Source organism: Nocardia jejuensis NBRC 103114, assembly GCF_001613145.1.
Lineage (GTDB): Bacteria > Actinomycetota > Actinomycetes > Mycobacteriales > Mycobacteriaceae > Nocardia > Nocardia jejuensis.
Genome location: NZ_BDBU01000053.1, coordinates 1 through 17,750, shown reverse-complemented (window position 1 = coordinate 17,750; position 17,750 = coordinate 1). Strand labels below are relative to the sequence as shown.

At 64.5% G+C, this 17,750-nt stretch carries 18 protein-coding genes; 12 read left to right on the top strand and 6 right to left on the bottom strand.

Annotated features, from left to right (window positions below):
• The first annotated feature begins 19 nt into the window (after positions 1-19).
• The 3 genes from NJ1_RS32925 to NJ1_RS32915 all read left to right on the top strand — a co-directional run bounded on the left by NJ1_RS32925 (position 20) and on the right by NJ1_RS32915 (position 2,964).
• Entirely contained in the window at positions 20-547 is a 528-nt protein-coding gene (locus tag NJ1_RS32925) for an AAA family ATPase (protein WP_067702646.1), read from the top strand.
• A gap of 283 nt (positions 548-830) precedes the next feature.
• On the top strand, positions 831-2,195 hold the full coding sequence (locus NJ1_RS32920) for an ABC1 kinase family protein (protein ID WP_067702535.1): 1,365 nt from the start codon (positions 831-833) through the stop codon (positions 2,193-2,195).
• Positions 2,196-2,508: 313 nt separating this feature from the next.
• Positions 2,509-2,964 carry a nitroreductase/quinone reductase family protein gene (locus NJ1_RS32915; RefSeq protein WP_067702532.1) on the top strand — a complete coding sequence of 152 codons (456 nt, stop codon included), beginning with the start codon at positions 2,509-2,511 and terminating at the stop codon, positions 2,962-2,964.
• Positions 2,965-3,030: 66 nt separating this feature from the next.
• On the opposite strand, the gene NJ1_RS39490 is transcribed toward NJ1_RS32915, so the two are convergent.
• Positions 3,031-3,180 carry a hypothetical protein gene (locus tag NJ1_RS39490; RefSeq protein WP_157574444.1) on the bottom strand — a complete coding sequence of 50 codons (150 nt, stop codon included), beginning with the start codon at positions 3,178-3,180 and terminating at the stop codon, positions 3,031-3,033.
• A gap of 193 nt (positions 3,181-3,373) precedes the next feature.
• Here NJ1_RS39490 and NJ1_RS32910 point away from each other — a divergent pair, with 193 nt between their 5' ends.
• Positions 3,374-4,084, top strand: coding sequence for a hypothetical protein (locus NJ1_RS32910; RefSeq protein WP_169813236.1), 711 nt, complete (start codon positions 3,374-3,376; stop codon positions 4,082-4,084).
• 446 nt (positions 4,085-4,530) lie between these two features.
• Here NJ1_RS32910 and NJ1_RS32905 read toward each other — a convergent pair whose 3' ends face one another.
• On the bottom strand, positions 4,531-5,016 hold the full coding sequence (locus NJ1_RS32905; RefSeq protein ID WP_157574442.1) for a hypothetical protein: 486 nt from the start codon (positions 5,014-5,016) through the stop codon (positions 4,531-4,533).
• Between the two features lie 476 nt (positions 5,017-5,492).
• Between NJ1_RS32905 and NJ1_RS32900 the strand changes: the two genes are divergently transcribed.
• The 3 genes from NJ1_RS32900 to NJ1_RS32890 are packed head-to-tail and all read left to right on the top strand — an operon-like array spanning position 5,493 to position 7,205.
• Positions 5,493-5,822 (top strand): hypothetical protein, encoded by a 330-nt coding sequence (locus NJ1_RS32900; RefSeq protein WP_067702522.1) that lies wholly within the window; start codon positions 5,493-5,495, stop codon positions 5,820-5,822.
• The gene (locus NJ1_RS32895) at positions 5,803-6,342 is read left to right on the top strand and encodes a DUF6879 family protein (protein ID WP_245717687.1); all 540 of its coding nucleotides are present in this window, start codon (positions 5,803-5,805) and stop codon (positions 6,340-6,342) included. Before NJ1_RS32900 ends, NJ1_RS32895 begins: the two co-directional genes overlap by 20 nt.
• Positions 6,339-7,205: a helix-turn-helix domain-containing protein gene (locus tag NJ1_RS32890; protein ID WP_084479099.1), complete on the top strand. Its 867-nt coding sequence runs from the start codon at positions 6,339-6,341 to the stop codon at positions 7,203-7,205. The genes NJ1_RS32895 and NJ1_RS32890 overlap by 4 nt, the downstream gene beginning before the upstream one ends.
• Before the next feature lie 113 nt (positions 7,206-7,318).
• Here the strand turns inward: NJ1_RS32890 and NJ1_RS32885 are convergent, their stop codons facing one another.
• The 4 genes from NJ1_RS32885 to NJ1_RS32870 all read right to left on the bottom strand — a co-directional run bounded on the left by NJ1_RS32885 (position 7,319) and on the right by NJ1_RS32870 (position 11,665).
• Positions 7,319-9,412 carry a xanthine dehydrogenase family protein molybdopterin-binding subunit gene (locus NJ1_RS32885; RefSeq protein WP_067702516.1) on the bottom strand — a complete coding sequence of 698 codons (2,094 nt, stop codon included), beginning with the start codon at positions 9,410-9,412 and terminating at the stop codon, positions 7,319-7,321.
• Positions 9,409-10,407, bottom strand: a complete 999-nt coding sequence (locus tag NJ1_RS32880; RefSeq protein ID WP_067702513.1) for an FAD binding domain-containing protein — start codon at positions 10,405-10,407, stop codon at positions 9,409-9,411. The genes NJ1_RS32885 and NJ1_RS32880 overlap by 4 nt, the downstream gene beginning before the upstream one ends.
• Positions 10,404-10,925, bottom strand: a complete 522-nt coding sequence (locus NJ1_RS32875) for a 2Fe-2S iron-sulfur cluster-binding protein (protein ID WP_067702510.1) — start codon at positions 10,923-10,925, stop codon at positions 10,404-10,406. Before NJ1_RS32875 ends, NJ1_RS32880 begins: the two co-directional genes overlap by 4 nt.
• Positions 10,926-11,023: 98 nt before the next feature.
• A complete protein-coding gene (locus NJ1_RS32870) occupies positions 11,024-11,665 on the bottom strand; it encodes a TetR/AcrR family transcriptional regulator (protein WP_084479098.1) in 642 nt (213 codons plus the stop codon).
• Between the two features lie 166 nt (positions 11,666-11,831).
• Here NJ1_RS32870 and NJ1_RS32865 point away from each other — a divergent pair, with 166 nt between their 5' ends.
• The 5 genes from NJ1_RS32865 to NJ1_RS32845 form a co-directional block, all read left to right on the top strand.
• On the top strand, positions 11,832-13,643 hold the full coding sequence (locus tag NJ1_RS32865) for a multicopper oxidase family protein (RefSeq protein WP_067702507.1): 1,812 nt from the start codon (positions 11,832-11,834) through the stop codon (positions 13,641-13,643).
• Between the two features lie 128 nt (positions 13,644-13,771).
• Complete coding sequence (locus tag NJ1_RS32860; RefSeq protein ID WP_067702505.1) at positions 13,772-15,061, top strand: oxygenase MpaB family protein; 1,290 nt, start codon at positions 13,772-13,774, stop codon at positions 15,059-15,061.
• A 53-nt stretch (positions 15,062-15,114) separates the two neighbouring features.
• Positions 15,115-16,179 (top strand): lipocalin-like domain-containing protein, encoded by a 1,065-nt coding sequence (locus tag NJ1_RS32855; protein ID WP_067702502.1) that lies wholly within the window; start codon positions 15,115-15,117, stop codon positions 16,177-16,179.
• Positions 16,180-16,355: 176 nt separating this feature from the next.
• Complete coding sequence (locus tag NJ1_RS32850; RefSeq protein WP_339381221.1) at positions 16,356-16,892, top strand: hypothetical protein; 537 nt, start codon at positions 16,356-16,358, stop codon at positions 16,890-16,892.
• A 217-nt stretch (positions 16,893-17,109) separates the two neighbouring features.
• The coding region (locus tag NJ1_RS32845; protein WP_157574438.1) for an alpha/beta hydrolase at positions 17,110-17,750 on the top strand (641 nt) is incomplete at its 3' end.

The following is a 17,750-nucleotide window of genomic DNA, read 5'->3' as shown; positions in this document are numbered from 1 at the left end:
ATGGTTCAGCATGGTCGCCATGACTGGTGCGGTGTATCTGATTACCGGGATTCAAGCGGCGGGCAAATCCACTGTGGCGCAGGCACTGGCGGAGCGGCTGCCGCGCTCGGTGCACATTCGCGGGGACGCTTTCCGTCGGTTCGTTGTGAACGGCCGCGAGGATATGCGCCCGGATCCGCCGCAGGAAGCGTTGGACCAGCTGCGATTACGGTATCGGCTCGCGGCGCACACCGCGGACGCCTATGCGGCCGAGGGGTTCACGGCCATTGTGCAGGACGTCGTACTCGGCGATTTCCTGCCCTGGTTCGCGGAACGGATTCGAACCCGGCCTCGCCATGTGGTGGTGCTGGCCCCTCGGCCGGAGGCAGTCGCCGCCCGGGAAGCGGGGCGCGGCAAGAAGGCCTACGGCGAGTACACCGTCGAAGACTTGGACACGGGCCTGCGCACCACGACTCCACGCATCGGAGTGTGGCTGGACACAACGGACCTGACAGTCGAGGAAACAGTCGATGCGATCTTGTCGACGGCACGGCCGCTGCCGGAGTGATCGCGCTCGGCGACCGCCGTGACGGAGTCGGTCAGACCCGCCCGGCACACTCAACCGCCTGCGCCGAAGCATCGCCATCAAATTTGTCTGAGACAGTTTACGCGAAAGCATTGAGCGGCCCCTGCTCGCTGGATACCCTTCACTCCGAGGTGCCGGTACCGATATCGCGTTGCGATGGCTCGCCAGAGCCACGCCGTCCGGGTCAGCGGCTACCGAGGTCGACCCTCATCGGCGGAGGTCGATAACCGGCACCTCGGCCGGAACGACAGGGGGCGCGACATCGATGACGAAGATCCCGCAGAACAGGGTGACGCGAGGACGCAAGCTCGGCATGCTCGCGGTCGAGCAGGCCGCGCGTGGGGCGAGTACGCGACTGGCGATGATCGGACGGTCCGAGCATGCCCGCGAGGTGCTGGCGCAACGTTCGACCCTCGAAGCCGCCGAGCAGGTCGTCGATGTGCTCGGTGCCATGAAGGGCGCGGCGATGAAGCTGGGGCAGATGTTCTCGGTGCTGGACCTGGAGCTGGTGCCCGAATCGCATCGCGAACGATTCCGCACCAAACTCGCGAAGCTGCAAGACCAAGCCCCGGAGCTGCCGTTCTCTGCCATGAGAGAGGTTCTCGAAGCCGAATACGGGTCGCTGTCGACGGTATTCCGTGATTTCGATGAAGAGCCCATCGCGGCGGCATCGATCGGCCAGGTGTATCGGGCGGTGCTGCACGACGGCCGTGCGGTCGCGGTGAAAGTGCAGTACCCCGGGGTGGAGAAGGCGATCAGGTCCGATCTGCGCAATCTGGCGCTGTTCTCGAAAGTGGGGACCACGATGTGGCCGGCACTGGCCGGGGGCGCGCTCGTGGAGGAGGTGCGGCGCAATCTCGAATCCGAACTCGACTACCGCCGCGAGGCGCACACCCAGCATCAGGTCGCCTCGCACTACCGCCGGCATCCGTTCATCGTGGTCCCGGACAGCGTCCTGGAACGCTGTGGTGACCGGGTCCTGGTGACCGAGCTGCTGGACGCGAAACCGTTCTCCCACATGAAAACTCTCGCCGATGCCGACCGTGACCATATCGGCGAATTGATCTACCGGTTCTATGTCGGATCGTTGCTCGAGCGTGGCGAGTTCTGCGGCGATCCGCACCCCGGCAACATCCTGCTGACCAGCGACGGACGCGTCGGGTTCATCGATTTCGGTCTTTACAACCGCATGGCGCCCGCTGACCTGGAATTCGAGCGGCAGGTGGGACGAGTCGCATCCGAACGACGCACGAAGGATCTGCACGACTTGCTGATGGGACGCGGCATCATCGACCCCGACGTCCAGATCGACCCCGAGGAGTGCATGGAGTACGTCTGGTCGGCCGCCGCGTGGCACCTGGCGGACGAGGAATTGACCATCACTCCCGAAATGGCCACCAGCGCAATGGTTTCGGCCGTCGATCCTCGGGTCGCCCGGTTCCGCGGGATGCGTCACCAGATGCTGCCACCGGAACACGTGTTCTCGCGCCGCGTCGATTTCCTCACCTTCGGGGTGCTCGGGCAACTTCTGGTCACCAACAACTGGCACCGCATCGCCCGCGAATGGGTCTACGGCGAGCCCCCGTACACCGACATCGGACGCACCCTCGCCGCCTACGCACCCGGCTGAACAATTTCCGGGCTCGCGTGGTGCCCGGCGCTGCGCAGGGGATGACTTGTCACGAGCGAACTGCCCGAACCATCCGAAAGTGAAGCAATGACATCCCCTTCTCGCGACCGCGTCATACTCGATACGCCGCTGACCGGGGTGCTGCGGGACATCCTTTCGGCCAGTACGGTCTCGGGGTGACCGCGTGCCTGCCTACGGATTGCCCGGAACTCGCACCACACCCCGCGCGACTCACAGTGACCACACATGATGCTCTCAGGAGCGCTAACGAAGATGTCGACAGAGATGCCGACCGAACCGAACAGGAGAAACCGTGGGCGACAAGCAGAAGACCCCCGACTGGGTTGCGGAAAGCGGCGCATGGGTGCTGGAAAACGGGCACCGAACCTTGTTGACGCTGACCGGCGGTCGCTGGCCGCACAAGCTCGGCTCCATGCACGCGTTGGAGCTGCACACCATCGGCCGCAAGACCGGTCAGCGCCGCGCCACGCTGTTGAGCACACCTATTCTCACCGCGGAGCGGATCGTCCTGATCGCCTCGCTCGGTGGCGCTTCGCACAACCCCGCTTGGTATCTGAATCTCGTTGCCTGTCCTGACATCGAGATCACCGTGCGCGGTGAGACCAAGCCGTACATCGCGCGCACCGCGTCCCCGGAGGAAAAGGCCGAGCTCTGGCCCGAGATCACCCGCGGCTTCGGCAACCCGTACGACGGATATCAGCGCAGCACTACGCGGGACATCCCGGTGGTTATCTGCGAACCGGCCTGAGAGCGGCTCCGCCCGCGGTCAGCAGTTCGCCATGGCAACCCGAACTCCGAACCGTTATGGCGGCAGTCAGGCGCGAATGCCAACTTTCTGACTGAGTTCCCGAACGTCGGCGCGCATGCCGCTCGGCGGCTTCCTCAGCAGAGAGAGTAGCATGTCACGCGCGTATCCGTTGTACTTGTTCGTCTCGGGCGCGGTCTCTTCCGATTTGATCAGCATGCCCAGCGCCCCTGCGGGCTCGTCCTTCTGGGCGTACGCGCGGGCGATCTCACCTCATGCCTCGGCAATCACTCCGCATCTAACAGCGAGCTCTCGATGGCGGAAACCACCGTCGGAGTCATACCTTGTAGGCAGCTCAGCTGGGATATCCTGCGCCGGTCGGAAGTTCTGCGCCGAAGGAGGGTTGCGCCTGTTGGGCGAGATTGAGTCGGACTATGAGCGTCTCCACAACCTGTGGATCGGCGCAACGGCGCAACCAGGTCCCTCAAAATCCACCAGTGCTGGCGTCGAGCTTCTACTCCGGAGCATGGGCATCGACACGGATTTCGAGGCCGCAGACTTGGCTTCTCTGCAGAGGCTTCTCGATCGAATCGATTCGATCATCCAAACGGCGGGGTCGGCCGAAGACTTTGACTGGAAGGTCGATGGCAGGTCACTGCCTGGAGTGTGGGCGCTGCCGTACTTGTTGGGCTACCGTGGCAAGCTCGCGCAGCTCCTTGCGGAGCAAGATCGTAAAAGGGAACAGGACGAAATCCAGGTTGCTGTTCAGCTGGCGATCGATGACGAAGGCGCCAAAGAGGCGCTCCCCAGTACGGTGGCGGCAATCGCTAAACGATACGACGACGCCGCTTCCGAACGTAAGGCCAGGGACTCGGCGTTCTTCAACGAGATGCAGAAGGTCGAACTGGCCAAACGCAAATGGGCCATGCGGCAGTCGATCTTCGCCCGTGAGCCGGCGGCAGTCTTGATCGGCGGAGTTCTTCTTCTGGTGATCGGGGCTGCGCTCTTAATCGCGATGTTCACGGGCACTGCGGTTCCTGAGCTCGTCTCAAGCGCATTTCTGCTGATCCTCGGGTTCTTCTTTGGTCAAACCTCGAGCAGCAAGGGCAATTCCGACGAGTAAGTCGATCGCAGACTATACGATCGTATCGTCCTTCTCTGTTGGAGGATTCGAGGTGCTGACCGGCGGGGTTCTGACTTCGAGGGCGTGCCCTTGCCCCGCCGGTCGTCAACGGATATTAATCAGTGTTGGCCGACGGTTGTCCCGAGCTATCGTGTGAACATGAGCCGCGACTTGTCCTGGTTGCCGACGGAGTTGGTCCTGGTTGTTCTTCGCTTGACGCGTGCTGATCAGCTTCCTGTCTAACTCGGAAGCATTGCCGCCGCGCTGCGGAAGTGGTGGGCGACATAGCAAGACAAGAGATTTGGATACCTAGGGTAACCAATGTCTTGCGATTGGCTTGTTCGCTATTCAAATCAAGTGGGTGGGTTCGCGTGTTCGGTGCGAAGTGGCCCGGTGCGCATGACTGGGCACGTATGCCATGCGCGCCGGGCTACAACCCTGGACCGTTACTTGCCGGTCGGGCCGATGTTGTCTCGGCCGTCGTCGTCGGCGTTCACGGGCTCGTTCCACATGTCGTGGGAGCTACCGTTCGGGCCTGGATCACACAATTTCATTGTCTTCACCCCCTGTCTCTCTGGTTCGTTGCCGTCTTGCTCCCGGATCGTGAATCTCAGCCCTTCTGTCAGGCAGTAGATGTCGACGATCTTGACCAGAGCCTTGATGTCGTGTTCGTCGAAATGTGCTCGGCTGGGGACGAATACGGCGTCCGCGTCCTGGCTGTATGCGAGGTTCATCAGCCGCATGAATGAGGTGTCGTCGCCTGGCTGGACGTAGTTGATGAGGATCAAGTAGAAACCGTGCTGTCGCGCGAGGTCTCGCAGTGACTGCTCGTGTGAGGTGTCATCGAGCAGGTCGGGACGCAGGTAGCCCACAGCTGGTCGAAGAGCGATTGCGGTGCGCGCGATACCGATGATTACTGGTTGTTGGGCCATGTTCAGCTCACGTACTCGCTGTATACGGGTTGCCTGCTGACGCGTCGGCCTCGGTCGGTGGACTGCCACCGCGGCGCGCCCCGCTCTGGTCGGGTCGTTAATCCAGTGTGGGCGAGACGAAGTAGTGCTTCGCGAACCGTTTGGCTTCTGAGCCGGGTTGTGTCGCAGAGCTGTTCCACGCTGAGTGCCTGTGACGGGTTGAGGGCTACTAGTGCCCCAAGGACTTTGGCCTGTGGTTCGGTCAATGCCATACCAGCGCCCCTTCGTTGTCTCGTCCTCATCGAAGGCGGCTCGGGGCGAGGACAACGAATCCAGGCCCGATCGCCTGAGATGAAGGTACGAATCGTCCTGGGTGATCGTCTACGTGCTTGCACGAACTTGCATAAAAAGCTCTATCACGCAGCATGAGTCAGTGGAGTGCGCAAGAATTGTCTGGTGCATGCAAGTCCGCGCACAAAATCAGGCAGGAGAGAACAATGCGACTGCAGTTCCTCGGCAAGGGTGGCTCCAACCAGGACGGATGCCCAACCCTCTACGTCACTGATAAAGACACCTTTGTCGTTCAGGGATGGACAACCGACGAGGTCGGAACCGTCGAGATCCCGCACCTGCTGCTCGGGTTCACTGAGGCTCGGACCTTCATTGATTCGCCGCTGATCGACACGGGCCGTGGCACATTCGCCGTAGCTGGCGACCCGATCACCGATCGGGAGACGCTGGAGCAGCTGACCTTGGCCGGCGACGAGAGTGCAATCGAGGTGCGGCGCGCGGAGAGGACGTTCTTCGGTGGAATTTCGCCCGAGTAAGCAGTTTCCGGAGTGGATGCGCACGGCGCGCAAGTCCGCGTTTCACATGGAGCTGCGGGATGCCTACGCGGTGCCGAGTGAATCGGAACCTCTGCGACGGTTCCTGAATGGAGAGCCACCCCCGGTCTATGACACGAGCGGCTGGACCGAACTGATCAGAGAAACCACCGATCGTGGACTGGCGATCAGCCGGGTGCGGGTGGTTACAGTCCCGCACAGCGACTACCAACGGTGGCTGCTGTCGGTGACACATGAGAATGTCGACGCAGGGGAGGACATCCGCTACCTGCCAAGGCATCTCGCAGAGTCCGCGCACCTCCCTAGCGATGACTGGTGGCTGTTCGACGACGAACTTGTCGCCTTCAACCTTGTCGACAGTGAGGGGCGCCCGGCGGGGTACGGAGTGACCGCAGACCCGTCCATCGCTGCCTACTGCAGCTCGGTGAAAGAGCGGCTCTCGACGCTAGCAGTGCCCTTTTACAAGTATTTGCAACAAGTTCCGGTAGACACCTTGGAATGACTTCTTCGACGCAGGAAGCTCGGCAGGCTCTCGGGCAACGACTTCGCGAGATACGACGCGGGGCCGGGTACAGCGCCCGGGAGCTCGCTGCGCGCGCGGGGTGGCACGAGTCGAAAGTGTCGCGCATCGAGCATGGCAAAACGGCACCCGCGCCATCGGATCTGCACGTCTACTGCCAGCAGTGCGGTGCGGTCGAGCAACTACCTGATCTTCTTGCCACACTTCACAACATCGATATCGCCTACATGGAGTGGAAGAGGCTGCTGGGCGCAGGCGTGCAGCGCGGTCAAAAGCTGACCCTGAAGCTGGAAGCGTCGTCCACGCTGATCCGGAACCTGGAATCGCAGATCATTCCCGGCCTCCTGCAGACCTCGGAGTACGCGGAAGCCAAACTGAGGCGGGTGATCGAGTTCTACAGCCTGCCTGACGATCTGGACGCAGGTGTCTCCAAACGCATGGAGCGCCAGCAGATCCTGTACAAGAAACGACACGGCTTCCACTTCATCATCAGTGAGAAGTCGCTGTACACAACGGTGGGTGACGACCGCGTCATGCTGGGGCAGATGGACAGGCTTCTAGCCATCGTCGGGATGCCGCGTGTGACATTCGGAATTATCCCTCTCGATGCCGAAGCCATCGTTGTGGTCGACAACTTCATGATGTTCGACGATCGGCTCGTCAAAGTCGAGGGGCATTCCGCTCAGCTGAGCATCACGCAGCCTCGCGAGATCGCCTTGTACGGACGTGCCTTCGACATCTTCGCCAGCCAGTCGCAGACAGGTGACAGTGCCCGTTCGTTGATCATGAAGGCGATCGCAGTGCGCAGCCGAAACGTTCAGCAGCGTGGTTGTCGAGATGCCTGAACAGGCTGATGGCGCGATTTCGATGCATTCGGGCTGTTCGCTTGAGATCCGAGTTATGCGCGGAGGCAGATGGTTTCGCTCGCCGAGCGAGTAGCCACCGCCCCGCGCGCCTCTCACCCCAGCAGCCGATCCACCGTGATCGGCAGGTCCCGGACCCGAATTCCGGTGGCGTGGTAAACGGCGTTGGAAATCGCCGCGGCGGCACCGACGATCCCGATTTCGCTTGCGCCTCGTGAACCCATCGGATTCGCGTGCTCGTCGGACTCGTCGAGCCAGATTGCGTCTATATCTTGCACATCGGCGTGTGTGCTGATGTGATAGTCGGCGAAATCCTGGGTCACCACATGGCCGAAGCGGTGATCGCGCACGCTTTCCTCGTGCAGGGCCATCGACAGGCCCATCGTCATTCCGCCGATCAACTGTGATCGCAGCGTGCGGGCGTTGATCGCCCGCCCGATGGAGAACACGCCGAGCATGCGCGGCACTCGGATCTCGCCAGTATCGCGGTGCACCGCGGTTTCGGCGAATTGAGCGCCGAAGGAATGCATGGCGAACTTGTCGATGTCGGGGTTATCCGGAGCGTCCGCGGTGGTCCGCGCACCGACAGCGGGTTCGGTGCCGTGCTCGGCGCGAAAGGCACGCGCGGCGGTGACGACGGCCGTACCCCAGGAGGTGATTCCCGACGACCCGCCCGCGACCGACGCGGAGGGCAGGTCCGTATCCCCGATCTGCAGGTCTACCGCCGCTACGTCGCAGCCGAGTGCGTCGGCGGCGATCTGGGTCAGGGCGGTCCAGGTGCCGGTGCCGATATCGGCGGCGCCGATCTGCACGGAATATCGCCCGTCGGCCAAGTACTCGATGCGAGCGGTATTGCCGGGGCTCACGTTCACCGGGTAGGTGGCCGCGGCCACTCCGGTCCCGATCAGCCACTCACCGCGGGCCCAACCGCGCACCGCTGGGTCGCGATTGTGCCAGCCGAAGCGTTCGGCACCCGTGCGCAGGCATTGCAGCAGATGTCGCCCGGACCAGGGCTTGCCCGATTCCGGGTCACGCTCGGGTTCGTTGCGGATCCGCAGTTCGATCGGATCGATGCCGCAGGCGATCGCGAGTTCGTCCATCGCGACCTCGGCGGCGAACATACCCGGGCATTCGCCGGGGGCACGCATCCAGAACGGCACCGGAACATCCAGCGCGCTGAGCCGGTGGGCGGTTCGGCGGTTGGGCGTGCTGTACATGGTGCGTGATGCGATCGTGGTCTGCTCGGCGAATTCCTTTACGGTGGAGGTGGATTCGGCCGCTTCGTGCCACAGTGCGGTCAGCGAGCCGTCCGCGTCGGCGCCGAGTCTGATCCGCTGGATCGTCGGGGTGCGGTAACCGACCAGCGAGAACATCTGCTGCCGAGTCAGTGCCAGTTTCACCGGGCGGCCACCGCTGTACTGCGCGGCCATGATGACGAGCACATTGTGCGCGTGCGGGGCGCCCTTGGAGCCGAACCCGCCGCCGACATGCGGTGCGATCACACGTATTCGGTCGAGCTCGAGGCCGAACAGCGGCGCGAGTGTCGTGCGGACGGTGTGCACGCCCTGTGTCGAGTCGTAGAGGAGCAGTTGTGGCTGTCCCGAGGAGTCGTCCCACATCGCAATGGACGCATGGGGTTCCATCGGATTGTTGTGTTCGGTGGGAGTCGTGTAGGTCTGGTCGATTCGCACCGCGGCAGCGCGCAGTGCGGCCTCGACATCGCCCCGGTCGGTATAGGATGGGGAGCCATCGCTGACTTCCTCGGGAGCGTAGAGCGTAGGGTCGTCCGCGCGCAGTTCGCTGTCATGCGAGTCGGTCTCGTAGTCGACTGTCACCGAATCTGCTGCGTGGCGGGCGATTTCGAGCGATTCCGCGAGCACCGCGCCGATGAGCTGGCCGCGGAATCGCACACGGTCGTCCTGCAGGATGCTCAGTTCGCCGTCGGAGGTGTCCGCCAGCTTCGGCGCATGGAACACCGTGAGTACAGCGAGCACGCCGTCCAGCCGTTCGGCCGCGGTGGTGTCCATCGCGGACACTCGGCCTCGGGCGATGGTGGACTGGATCGGATGCAGGTAGGCGGGCCGCTCGACCGGATGCTCGAAGGCGTATCGCGCCGCGCCCGTGACCTTGGCCGGCCCGTCGATCCGGGGCAGTGGTATGCCGATCGACTCGCCTGGGATGGTTGTCATCGCGATGCCTGTTCGGTGAGGGAGCGCAAGGTGGCGACCAGGGTTCGCTGGGCCAGTTCGACTTTGAACTCGTTGCCTGCCAACGGATTCGCGTGCGCGAGTTCGGCCCGGGCCGCGCGAGCGAAGGCATCCTCCGTCGCGGGGGATCCCCGCAGTACGCCCTCGGCTTCATGGGCACGCCACGGCTTGTGTGCGACGCCACCGAAGGCGATGCGCGCGGAGGATATCTCGTCGCTGCCGGGCTCTCGAACCAGTTCCGCGGCAACGGAAACGAGTGCGAAGGCGTAAGAGGCGCGATCGCGGACCTTGCGGTAGTTCGACCGCGCGCCCGGAGGCGGAGCGGGAATCTCCACGGCGATGATGAGCTGTCCGTGGGTGAGTACGGTGTCGAGTTCGGGTCGGTCGCCCGGCAGCCGATAGAGGTCGGCGAGGGCGATCCGCTTCTCGCCCTCGTGATCCTGGAGTACCACGTGCGCGTCGAGCATGCTCAGCGCGACGGCCATATCGGACGGGTGGGTCGCGACGCACTGCGGTGAGGCGCCCAGGATCGCGTGATAGCGGACGTAGCCGCCGATCGCGGAGCATCCGCTGCCGGGATCGCGTTTGTTGCACGGGGTGCTCACGTCCTGGAAGTACACGCATCGGGTGCGCTGCAGCAGGTTGCCGGCCGTGGTGGCCAGATTGCGCAGTTGGCCGGAGGCGCCCGCCAGCAGTGCTCGCGAGAGGGCGGGATAACGAGCGCGCACCACCGGGTCCGCCGCGAGGTCGCTGTTGCGGACCGCCGCGCCGATCCGCAATCCACCGTCGGGATCTTCGGTGATGTCGGTCAGCGGCAGGCGGCTGACGTCCACCAGCAAGCTCGGCGCCACGACACCGAGCTTCATGTGATCGACCAGGTTCGTTCCGCCCCCCAGGAGTACCGCGTCCGGGCGTTCGGCCAGCACCGTCACCGCGTCCTGCGCGCTGCTCGCGCGGTGGTACTCGAACGGGATCACGGCGTGGCCGCCTGCCGGATGGCGGCCAGGATATTGGAATAGGCGGCGCACCGGCACAGATTGCCGCTCATCCGCTCCCGGATCTCCTCATCGGAGAGCTCCGGCTCCGCCGCGAGATCCCCGGTGACATAGCTGGCATGACCGGATTTCACCTCGTCGAGCATGCCCACGGCCGAGCAGATCTGGCCCGGTGTGCAGTATCCGCACTGCAAACCGTCCTGATCCAGGAAGGCCTGCTGCATGACGTGCAGATCGGCGCCCTCCGCGAGACCGGCCGAGGTGAGGATGTGCGCGCCGTCGTTGGCGACGGCGAAAGTGAGGCAGGTGGTCACTCGGCGACCGTCCAGCAGGACGGTGCACGAACCACACTGACCGTGATCGCACCCCTTCTTCGGCGCGGTCACCCCGAGCCCTTCACGCAGGGCGTCGAGCAGCGTGGTGCGGTTGTCTACCAGGAGTGACCGTCGTTCACCGTCGACTTCCAGGGTGATGGCGGTCCGAGCGTCTGCTGGTCCCATTGGTCCTGCATACCCGCAAGCTTCGGGCTGAATCTCGCTGAAAACCAGGGGGTCGGATCTTCGAGAAGTGGCATGCCCGCCGTCGAGCTGCGCGGTGGTTACGTCCTTCGAGTAAGGATGTCGATCACCGCGTTCACCTCCGTCTCCGTCGGAATCGGCAGACTCCCGCGGCCGTGGATGAAACCGATCCCGAGATACACCATCGCGCCCGCGCGCAACCTCGCGGTTTCCTCGTCGAATCCGAGTTCGGACAATGCCCCCTGGATGGTCTCGAAGATCCTCTGATCCAGTTCGCGCACAGCCTTTTCCACGCGCGGGCGGGTGCGGCTCCACTCGCGAACGGTGGCTTCGACCAGCCAGTTGCGTTCGACGAGCATGGCGCCCATCGCCGCGATGCGCTGCTCGATCGGCATCGAGTCGACCGTGGCCAGATTCGCGATCACCCGGGCCTGGGTGGCGCTCCAGCGGTCGGCCATCGCTTCCTCGAGCTGGTCGATGTCGTCGAAGTGCCAGTAGAAGCTGCCCTTGGTGACGCCGAGCGCTTCGCAGAGCCGGGGAATGCGCACGGCGGGTGCGCCTTCGCTCGCGAGCAGCTCGAGTGCGCCGTCGACCCAGTCGTCGAACGAGAGCCGGGGACCGCGGCCCCTGCCGGATCGGCTGCCGGATTTCGCACCGCGCTGCTGCGCCTCGGCCTTCTTGGATCTACGTGGCGGGGCGGGGTGCGAGGGCTCGGTCGTCATCGGGGCCTGATGGTCATGTGCACACCTCGATCGTAGAAGGCGCGTCCGGGGCGGCGAAGCGTCGGGCCGGAGCACTCCGGGTGGACCATTCTCCTGAGTACTGTCTACTGTACCGCAGGGTATGGAGGTGTGATCGGATGCGACCTCCGCCCGAGAAGGGTGAAAGATGGACAGCACTATCGGACGTCGTCGGCTGCTACGCGGGACGGTTCTCGGCGCGGCGGCACTCGCGATGTCCTGGAACGGAATTCGTGTGCGGGGTGAGCCGTCCAGCCCCTTGGTCTTCCATTCGCCCGACCTGACGCCGTTCGTCGACGAACTGCCGCGACCGCCCGTCGTGTCCGGGCGGGAGCTGGAACTGACGGCCACGACCACCACGCATCGATTCCATCGGGACCTGGCCGAGTCACCGGCGATGGGATACGGCGGCATGAGCTATCTGGGCCCGACCATCGAACATCGGGCAGGCACTCCGCTCACCGTGCGATTCGCCAATAACCTCGGCGAACACCCCTTCGCGGCCGATATCGACACCACCGTGCACGGAGTGAGCGAGGCTTTCCGCAGCGCGCCGCCGACCGTTCTGCACCTGCACGGCGGTGTCACCCCGCCCGCGAGCGACGGCCACCCGGAACGACTGGTGCACCCCGGGCAGCACGCGGAGCACGACTATCCGTTCCCGCAGCAGGCGGCAGGTCTGTGGTATCACGACCACACGATGGGCATCACCCGCGCGAATGTGTATGCGGGACTTGCCGGAACGGTGTTACTCCGCGACGAATTCGACACCGGTGCCGCAGACAATCCGCTGGGATTGCCATCGGGGGAGTTCGAGGTGCCTCTGGTCCTGCAGGAGAAGATCTTCGCCGCCGACGGACGGCAGCTCCTCCGCACCACACCGGTGGTGCCGCCGGGATCATGGGAGGGCGGCGGAGTCGGTGATGTGGGGGTGGTCAACGGCAAAGTGTGGCCGAATATGGATGTGGCGCGCGGCCTCTATCGATTCCGGGCGTTGAACGCGGCGTCGTACAGCGTGTGGAATCTGTTCTTCGGCAATCGAATGCGGTTCTGGGTGATCGGCAACGACCAGGGCCTGCTGGACGCGCCGGTCGCGGTGACCGAGCTGCTGCTGGCCCCGGGGGAGCGCGTCGATCTGCTCGTCGATTTCTCCGGGTTGGCCCCGGGCGAGACGGTGGAATTGCGTAATGATCTCGCACCGCCGTTTCAGGCGGCGGTGCTCGGTGAGGTGGCGATGGAGCTGTTCTGCCGCTTCCGCGCGCAGGATCGCGCGGGCTTCGCGGGGCCGGTGCCGGAGCGGTTGCGGGGCGGCCCGGGAATGCCAGAAGCGTTGCCGCCCTTGGAATCACCGACGGTCATCCGGAATGTGACCGTGAGTCAGCCGTATGAGCTGCGGATGCCGCCCTCGATCATGACGTTGAACAATCTGCGCTACAGCAGTCCGGAGATCGACATGCTCAGGCAGGGCACGGTCGAGCAGTGGAACATCGTCAACGTCACCCCCGATCCGCATCCCATTCATATCCACCTGGTGGAGTTCCGCGTTCTGGATCGCACGCCGTTGCGGACGATCGAATATCAGGCGGCCGATCCGCAGCCGCCGGTGGGAGTGAAGTGGACGCCGTCGCCGGACGGATTCCTGGGTGGGGCCGCGCTGCCCGCGCAGCAGTGGGAGGCGGGGTGGAAAGACGTGGTGCGCACCGACGGTGGCACGGTGACCCGGATCATCGTTCGAATTCCGACCGCGGCAGAGCTCGGGTTCGATCCGGACGCACCCTTTTCGCGAGTTGCGGGTGAGCCGGTATCGGTGACCGCTCCGATGGACGTGCCCTCGCGGGCGGGGACGCATCCGGTGCACGCCGGATCGCACGCCGACGACCTGCGGGGGTACGTGTGGCATTGCCATCTTCTCGATCACGAGGATCACGACATGATGCTGCGCTTGCGTATCGTGCCGTGACCGTCGGATATCGGCCGGTAGGAACCCGATTCTTTTCCATACTTTCAAGTACCGTTATCAATACTTGAGGGTATGGTGAGGGCGTTGTCCCGGAGCTGCGAGCCGGGACTCGACCGGAAGGATCGCCCATGTCCGTGGATGTACCGTCGGCACCCGCCGGAGCGCACGCCCCGCCGCCGGGCCGCTGCCCGAGCGCCTTCCGCTACTGGGAAGGCCGCGCCAAGCCCGGTGTGCGGCGGGTGGATCGCCTCGTCACCGCGCTGACCGGCTCCGGGATATTTCCCACCGATGAGCAGGCAACGGCGTTGTGCGCGGATCTTTTCGCCGGCGACCCGGTGGCCGAGCGGTTCGTCGCGGAGGTGATGCACGGCGAGATCGGCCCGAAGCGCGGCCGTGAAATGCTGGAAACCGCACTCGTCTCGGGTGTGGACGCGGTACCGGACGCACCCGCCGAAATGCGAGAACTGTTCGCCGAGTTCGAGACTCGGCCCGACTGGCTGCAACCGGAACTCGTGGAACAGGGCGCCGCCATCTGGCGGCGCTGGGGCACCATGCTTTTCAGCTTCGCCGGTGCGGAGACCTTGGAGGTCTACACCGAAGCGGCGGTCGCCACCCCGCTCTCGCTCGCCGGGGGTTACGCCGGAAACAGCGCGCTGCGACGGTTTCTCGAGACCTGCCGATTCTGGATCGACGTCTCGCAGCCGGGCGCCCTGCTGACCCCGGGATCGCAGGGCCGGGCCACCGCCATGAAGGTGCGGGTCATGCATGTGTCGATTCGGGCCCGCGTCGCCGAGCATCCGGAATGGGATATGCAGCGGTGGGGGCTGCCGATCAGCCAGACCTATCAGCTGTTGACCTTGCTCGCGGGCAGTGTCACGCCGGGCATGGGGTTGTGGCTGCTCGGCTATCAGACCACGCCCTCGGAAATTCGTGCGCTGCTGCACTTTCAGAGGTACATGGGGCATCTGCTCGGAGTGCGGGTGCAGTGGTATCCGGAGACTGTCGCCGACTCGCTCCGCGTGCTGGCGATGACGATCGTCTCCCGCTCCTTCGACGCCGGGCAGCACGGCGCGGAACTGATCGAGTCCTACCCGGCGGCCTTCGCCCCGCGCCCCGAACATCGCGGGCTCGCCCGGGTACGCGCGGCGTACAACTTCCGGATCAATTCGGTGTACTCGGCCATATACATGGCACCCGGCACGCGGCGGAAATACCGCATGCCAGCGGCCTTTCCGTGGATTCTCGTTCCCATCGCGCGGTTTCCGCTGATCACCGCGATGGAGGTGACGCGGCGCGCCTGCCCGCCGTTCGCGCGGCTGCACGAACGGCTCATGCGCACGCATCGCGAGAACTGGTATCGCGCCCAGATGGCGGGGCGGGAAGCGCAATTCGATGCCGCCGGTGCGCTGAGGCGCTGAACCGGCATCCCGAGCCACACTTCGATCCGCTTCTCTCCCAAGGATGTACAGCTATGCCGAGTACCGCGATAACCGAGGTGTGGAACGGCCCGGGACGTCGTGACGGGGACCTGACCACGGTTGTCCCGCACCACAACGGCCTGCACCCCTCCCCGAGCAGGGCCGCCTTCGAACACTGGTATTTCGATGCGCAGCTCGACAGCGGGCACGTGGTGGTCGGATTCCTGACCAAACGCCGCCCGGAAGATCTGCCCTGGGCGCGACCGTGGGTGGAGTTGATCGTGTACACCCCCGACGGTGGCCGCAGGCAGGTCGCCAAGCGCTATCCGCATTCCGCGACGAGCTTCTCGGCCGCGGCCTGCGATGTGCGAATCGGTGACAACAGCGCGCGCTCGGAGTTTCCGGCCGACGGGCTGCCGATCCATCAGGTGCGGCTGGCCGAGGACGGTGTGGCATTCGAGCTGACCTTCGAGAACGAGACGCCCAGCTGGATGCCGGGCAAAGGCGAGACCCGGTTCGGCGACGGCGAGACCTTCGGCTGGGTGGTCGGCGCGCCCCGGGCGCGAGTGCACGGCACCCTGGAGATCGATGGCGAGACGCTGTCGGTCACCGGACGCGGCTACGCCGACCACAATTGGGGCGTCGGCGATATGAAACGAATCATCGACCGCTGGCATTGGGGCCGCCTCTATACCGACGAGTATTCGCTGCTGTACGCGAACGTGCTGACCCAGCCGCAGCGCGGCGGGCACGCCATCGCCCCGCTCATGCTGGCCCGCGGCGGCGAGGTGGTGTTGTCGACCGGGGAAACGGTGCTGACCGAGGGGCCGAAGCGTTATGACGCGATCGCGGGCCGGGAATTTCCGGAATGGATCGAATTGCGCGTGCCCGATCAGCTGGAATTGCGACTGACCGTGCAAAAGGTGATCCACGCGCAAGATCTGCTCGACGATGTTCCGATTGCCCGCTCTCGCCTGCTGCGGCTCCTGCTGCACAGGGTGATCGGGCATCCGGCCTACTTCCGATTCCAGTCCTGTTTCGAACTCACCGTTCATAACGGAAACGCTGCCGAGCGGCAGGTCGGCACCACATTGCACGAACTCGTCGCACTACGCTGATCGACGCGACGCTGTTCGGTGTGTGCGCATGAATTTATCGGCGAATAGGGGGTAAAGGGTACGGGCAGCTACTTCGACGAATGGAGCTTCTGATGAATGTCGATGACAGCGTTTCGGCCGGTCGAGGCCCGGCACTCCGGATTCCGCGCACTCGGGGAGCCCTCGGCGGGCTCGCGGTGCTCCTGCTGGGGATCTGGGGTGCGTTGATTCCCTTTGTCGGTCCGCACTTCGATTTCGCGTTCACCCCGGATGAGCCCTGGGTATGGACCTCCGCGCGAGGGTGGCTCGAACTGCTTCCGGGCATCGCCGCAATTCTCGGCGGAACGATGATGGTGGTGAGCCGTAACCGCCTGGTCGCGAGCCTCGGCGGCTGGTTGGCGGCAGCGGCCGGTGTGTGGTTCATCGTGGGTCCGTTCCTGGCGGATCCGTTGAAAATCGGTACCGTCGGTGATCCTGTCGCAACGTCGGATTTCAAGCGCGCGCTGCTGCAGTTGACTTTCTTCTACGGTCTCGGGGCGCTGATCCTGTTCTTCGCCGCCAGCTCACTGGGTCGGTTGTCGATGCGCAGTACACGCGATATCGCTTTCGCGCGTCGTGAGGTCGATGCCGCCACCCGGGTCGATGTGGTCGACACGAAGCCGGTGGAATACCGTCCCGCGAATGAAAGCCCGGCAAACGTGAAGAAGCCGGGGCTCCGCGCCGGTCACGCATAGGTCCGGATGATCCGGCGTTCGGTCGAGTGGATCCCGCTGTCGCGGGCCGGGACTTTCGAACTTCGCGTCGAGGGTCCCGGCCGCGCGCGGTGTGCCCTGCACATGGCTGCGCGCCGTAAAGTGACCCGCGAGTAGCGAATTCGTGGCGCGGCGCCCACTCGGTGTGACCCGCGCCATAATTAGGATAGCCTGAATTGCGTTGTGTCACACTGCCTCGGTGCCATTCTTCAACGGACTTCACGGGCTCGTGCACTACCGTCGCTGGCCCGTGCAGCGTCCTTCCGCGGTCGTGGTTCTGCTGCACGGACTTGGGCAGCAGAGCGCCGACTACCGCCATTTCAACCGCTTCCTGAATCGCTATGACATCGATGTCTGGGCAATCGACCACATCGGTCACGGACTCAGCGAAGGTGATGCGGCCCGCGTCGCTCCGGTGGAGCATCTCGCGGCGCACACGGTGCAACTGCTCGAACGCGTACGACGCGAGATACCCGAGGCGCCACTGGCCCTGATCGGCCATTCCCTGGGCGCCGGAACCGCACTCATCACGATGGGATCCGAATCGGCTGCCGTGCGCAGTGTTTCGGCGGTCGCACTGACCGGCACCCCGAACAAGGTGCTGGAACTGAACACCCCGGCCCCACCGGTCCCGACCCTCGTCCTGCACGGGCAGGACGATCGCCGCGCACACCTCGACCCGATCAGAACCTGGTCCGCCACCCGGCCCACCGTGACCATGCGCGAATTCCCGGACGCGGGACACGATCTGCTGCACGAGCCCGTGCGCCACGCGGTCGCCGGAGCACTGCTCGGATTCCTTACCTCCCACCTGCTCGATCCGGCCGCGCGCACCACCTT

What these genes read in the sequence shown, in the direction of transcription:
- NJ1_RS32925 (WP_067702646.1), top strand. Translation starts at nt 20, where the DNA reads ATGACTGGTGCGGTGTATCTGATTACCGGGATTCAAGCGGCGGGCAAA.
- NJ1_RS32920 (WP_067702535.1), top strand. Translation starts at nt 831, where the DNA reads ATGACGAAGATCCCGCAGAACAGGGTGACGCGAGGACGCAAGCTCGGC.
- NJ1_RS39490 (WP_157574444.1), bottom strand. Translation starts at nt 3,180, where the DNA reads ATGCTGATCAAATCGGAAGAGACCGCGCCCGAGACGAACAAGTACAAC.
- NJ1_RS32905 (WP_157574442.1), bottom strand. Translation starts at nt 5,016, where the DNA reads ATGGCCCAACAACCAGTAATCATCGGTATCGCGCGCACCGCAATCGCT.
- NJ1_RS32900 (WP_067702522.1), top strand. Translation starts at nt 5,493, where the DNA reads ATGCGACTGCAGTTCCTCGGCAAGGGTGGCTCCAACCAGGACGGATGC.
- NJ1_RS32890 (WP_084479099.1), top strand. Translation starts at nt 6,339, where the DNA reads ATGACTTCTTCGACGCAGGAAGCTCGGCAGGCTCTCGGGCAACGACTT.
- NJ1_RS32885 (WP_067702516.1), bottom strand. Translation starts at nt 9,412, where the DNA reads ATGACAACCATCCCAGGCGAGTCGATCGGCATACCACTGCCCCGGATC.
- NJ1_RS32875 (WP_067702510.1), bottom strand. Translation starts at nt 10,925, where the DNA reads ATGGGACCAGCAGACGCTCGGACCGCCATCACCCTGGAAGTCGACGGT.
- NJ1_RS32870 (WP_084479098.1), bottom strand. Translation starts at nt 11,665, where the DNA reads ATGACGACCGAGCCCTCGCACCCCGCCCCGCCACGTAGATCCAAGAAG.
- NJ1_RS32865 (WP_067702507.1), top strand. Translation starts at nt 11,832, where the DNA reads ATGGACAGCACTATCGGACGTCGTCGGCTGCTACGCGGGACGGTTCTC.
- NJ1_RS32860 (WP_067702505.1), top strand. Translation starts at nt 13,772, where the DNA reads ATGTCCGTGGATGTACCGTCGGCACCCGCCGGAGCGCACGCCCCGCCG.
- NJ1_RS32855 (WP_067702502.1), top strand. Translation starts at nt 15,115, where the DNA reads ATGCCGAGTACCGCGATAACCGAGGTGTGGAACGGCCCGGGACGTCGT.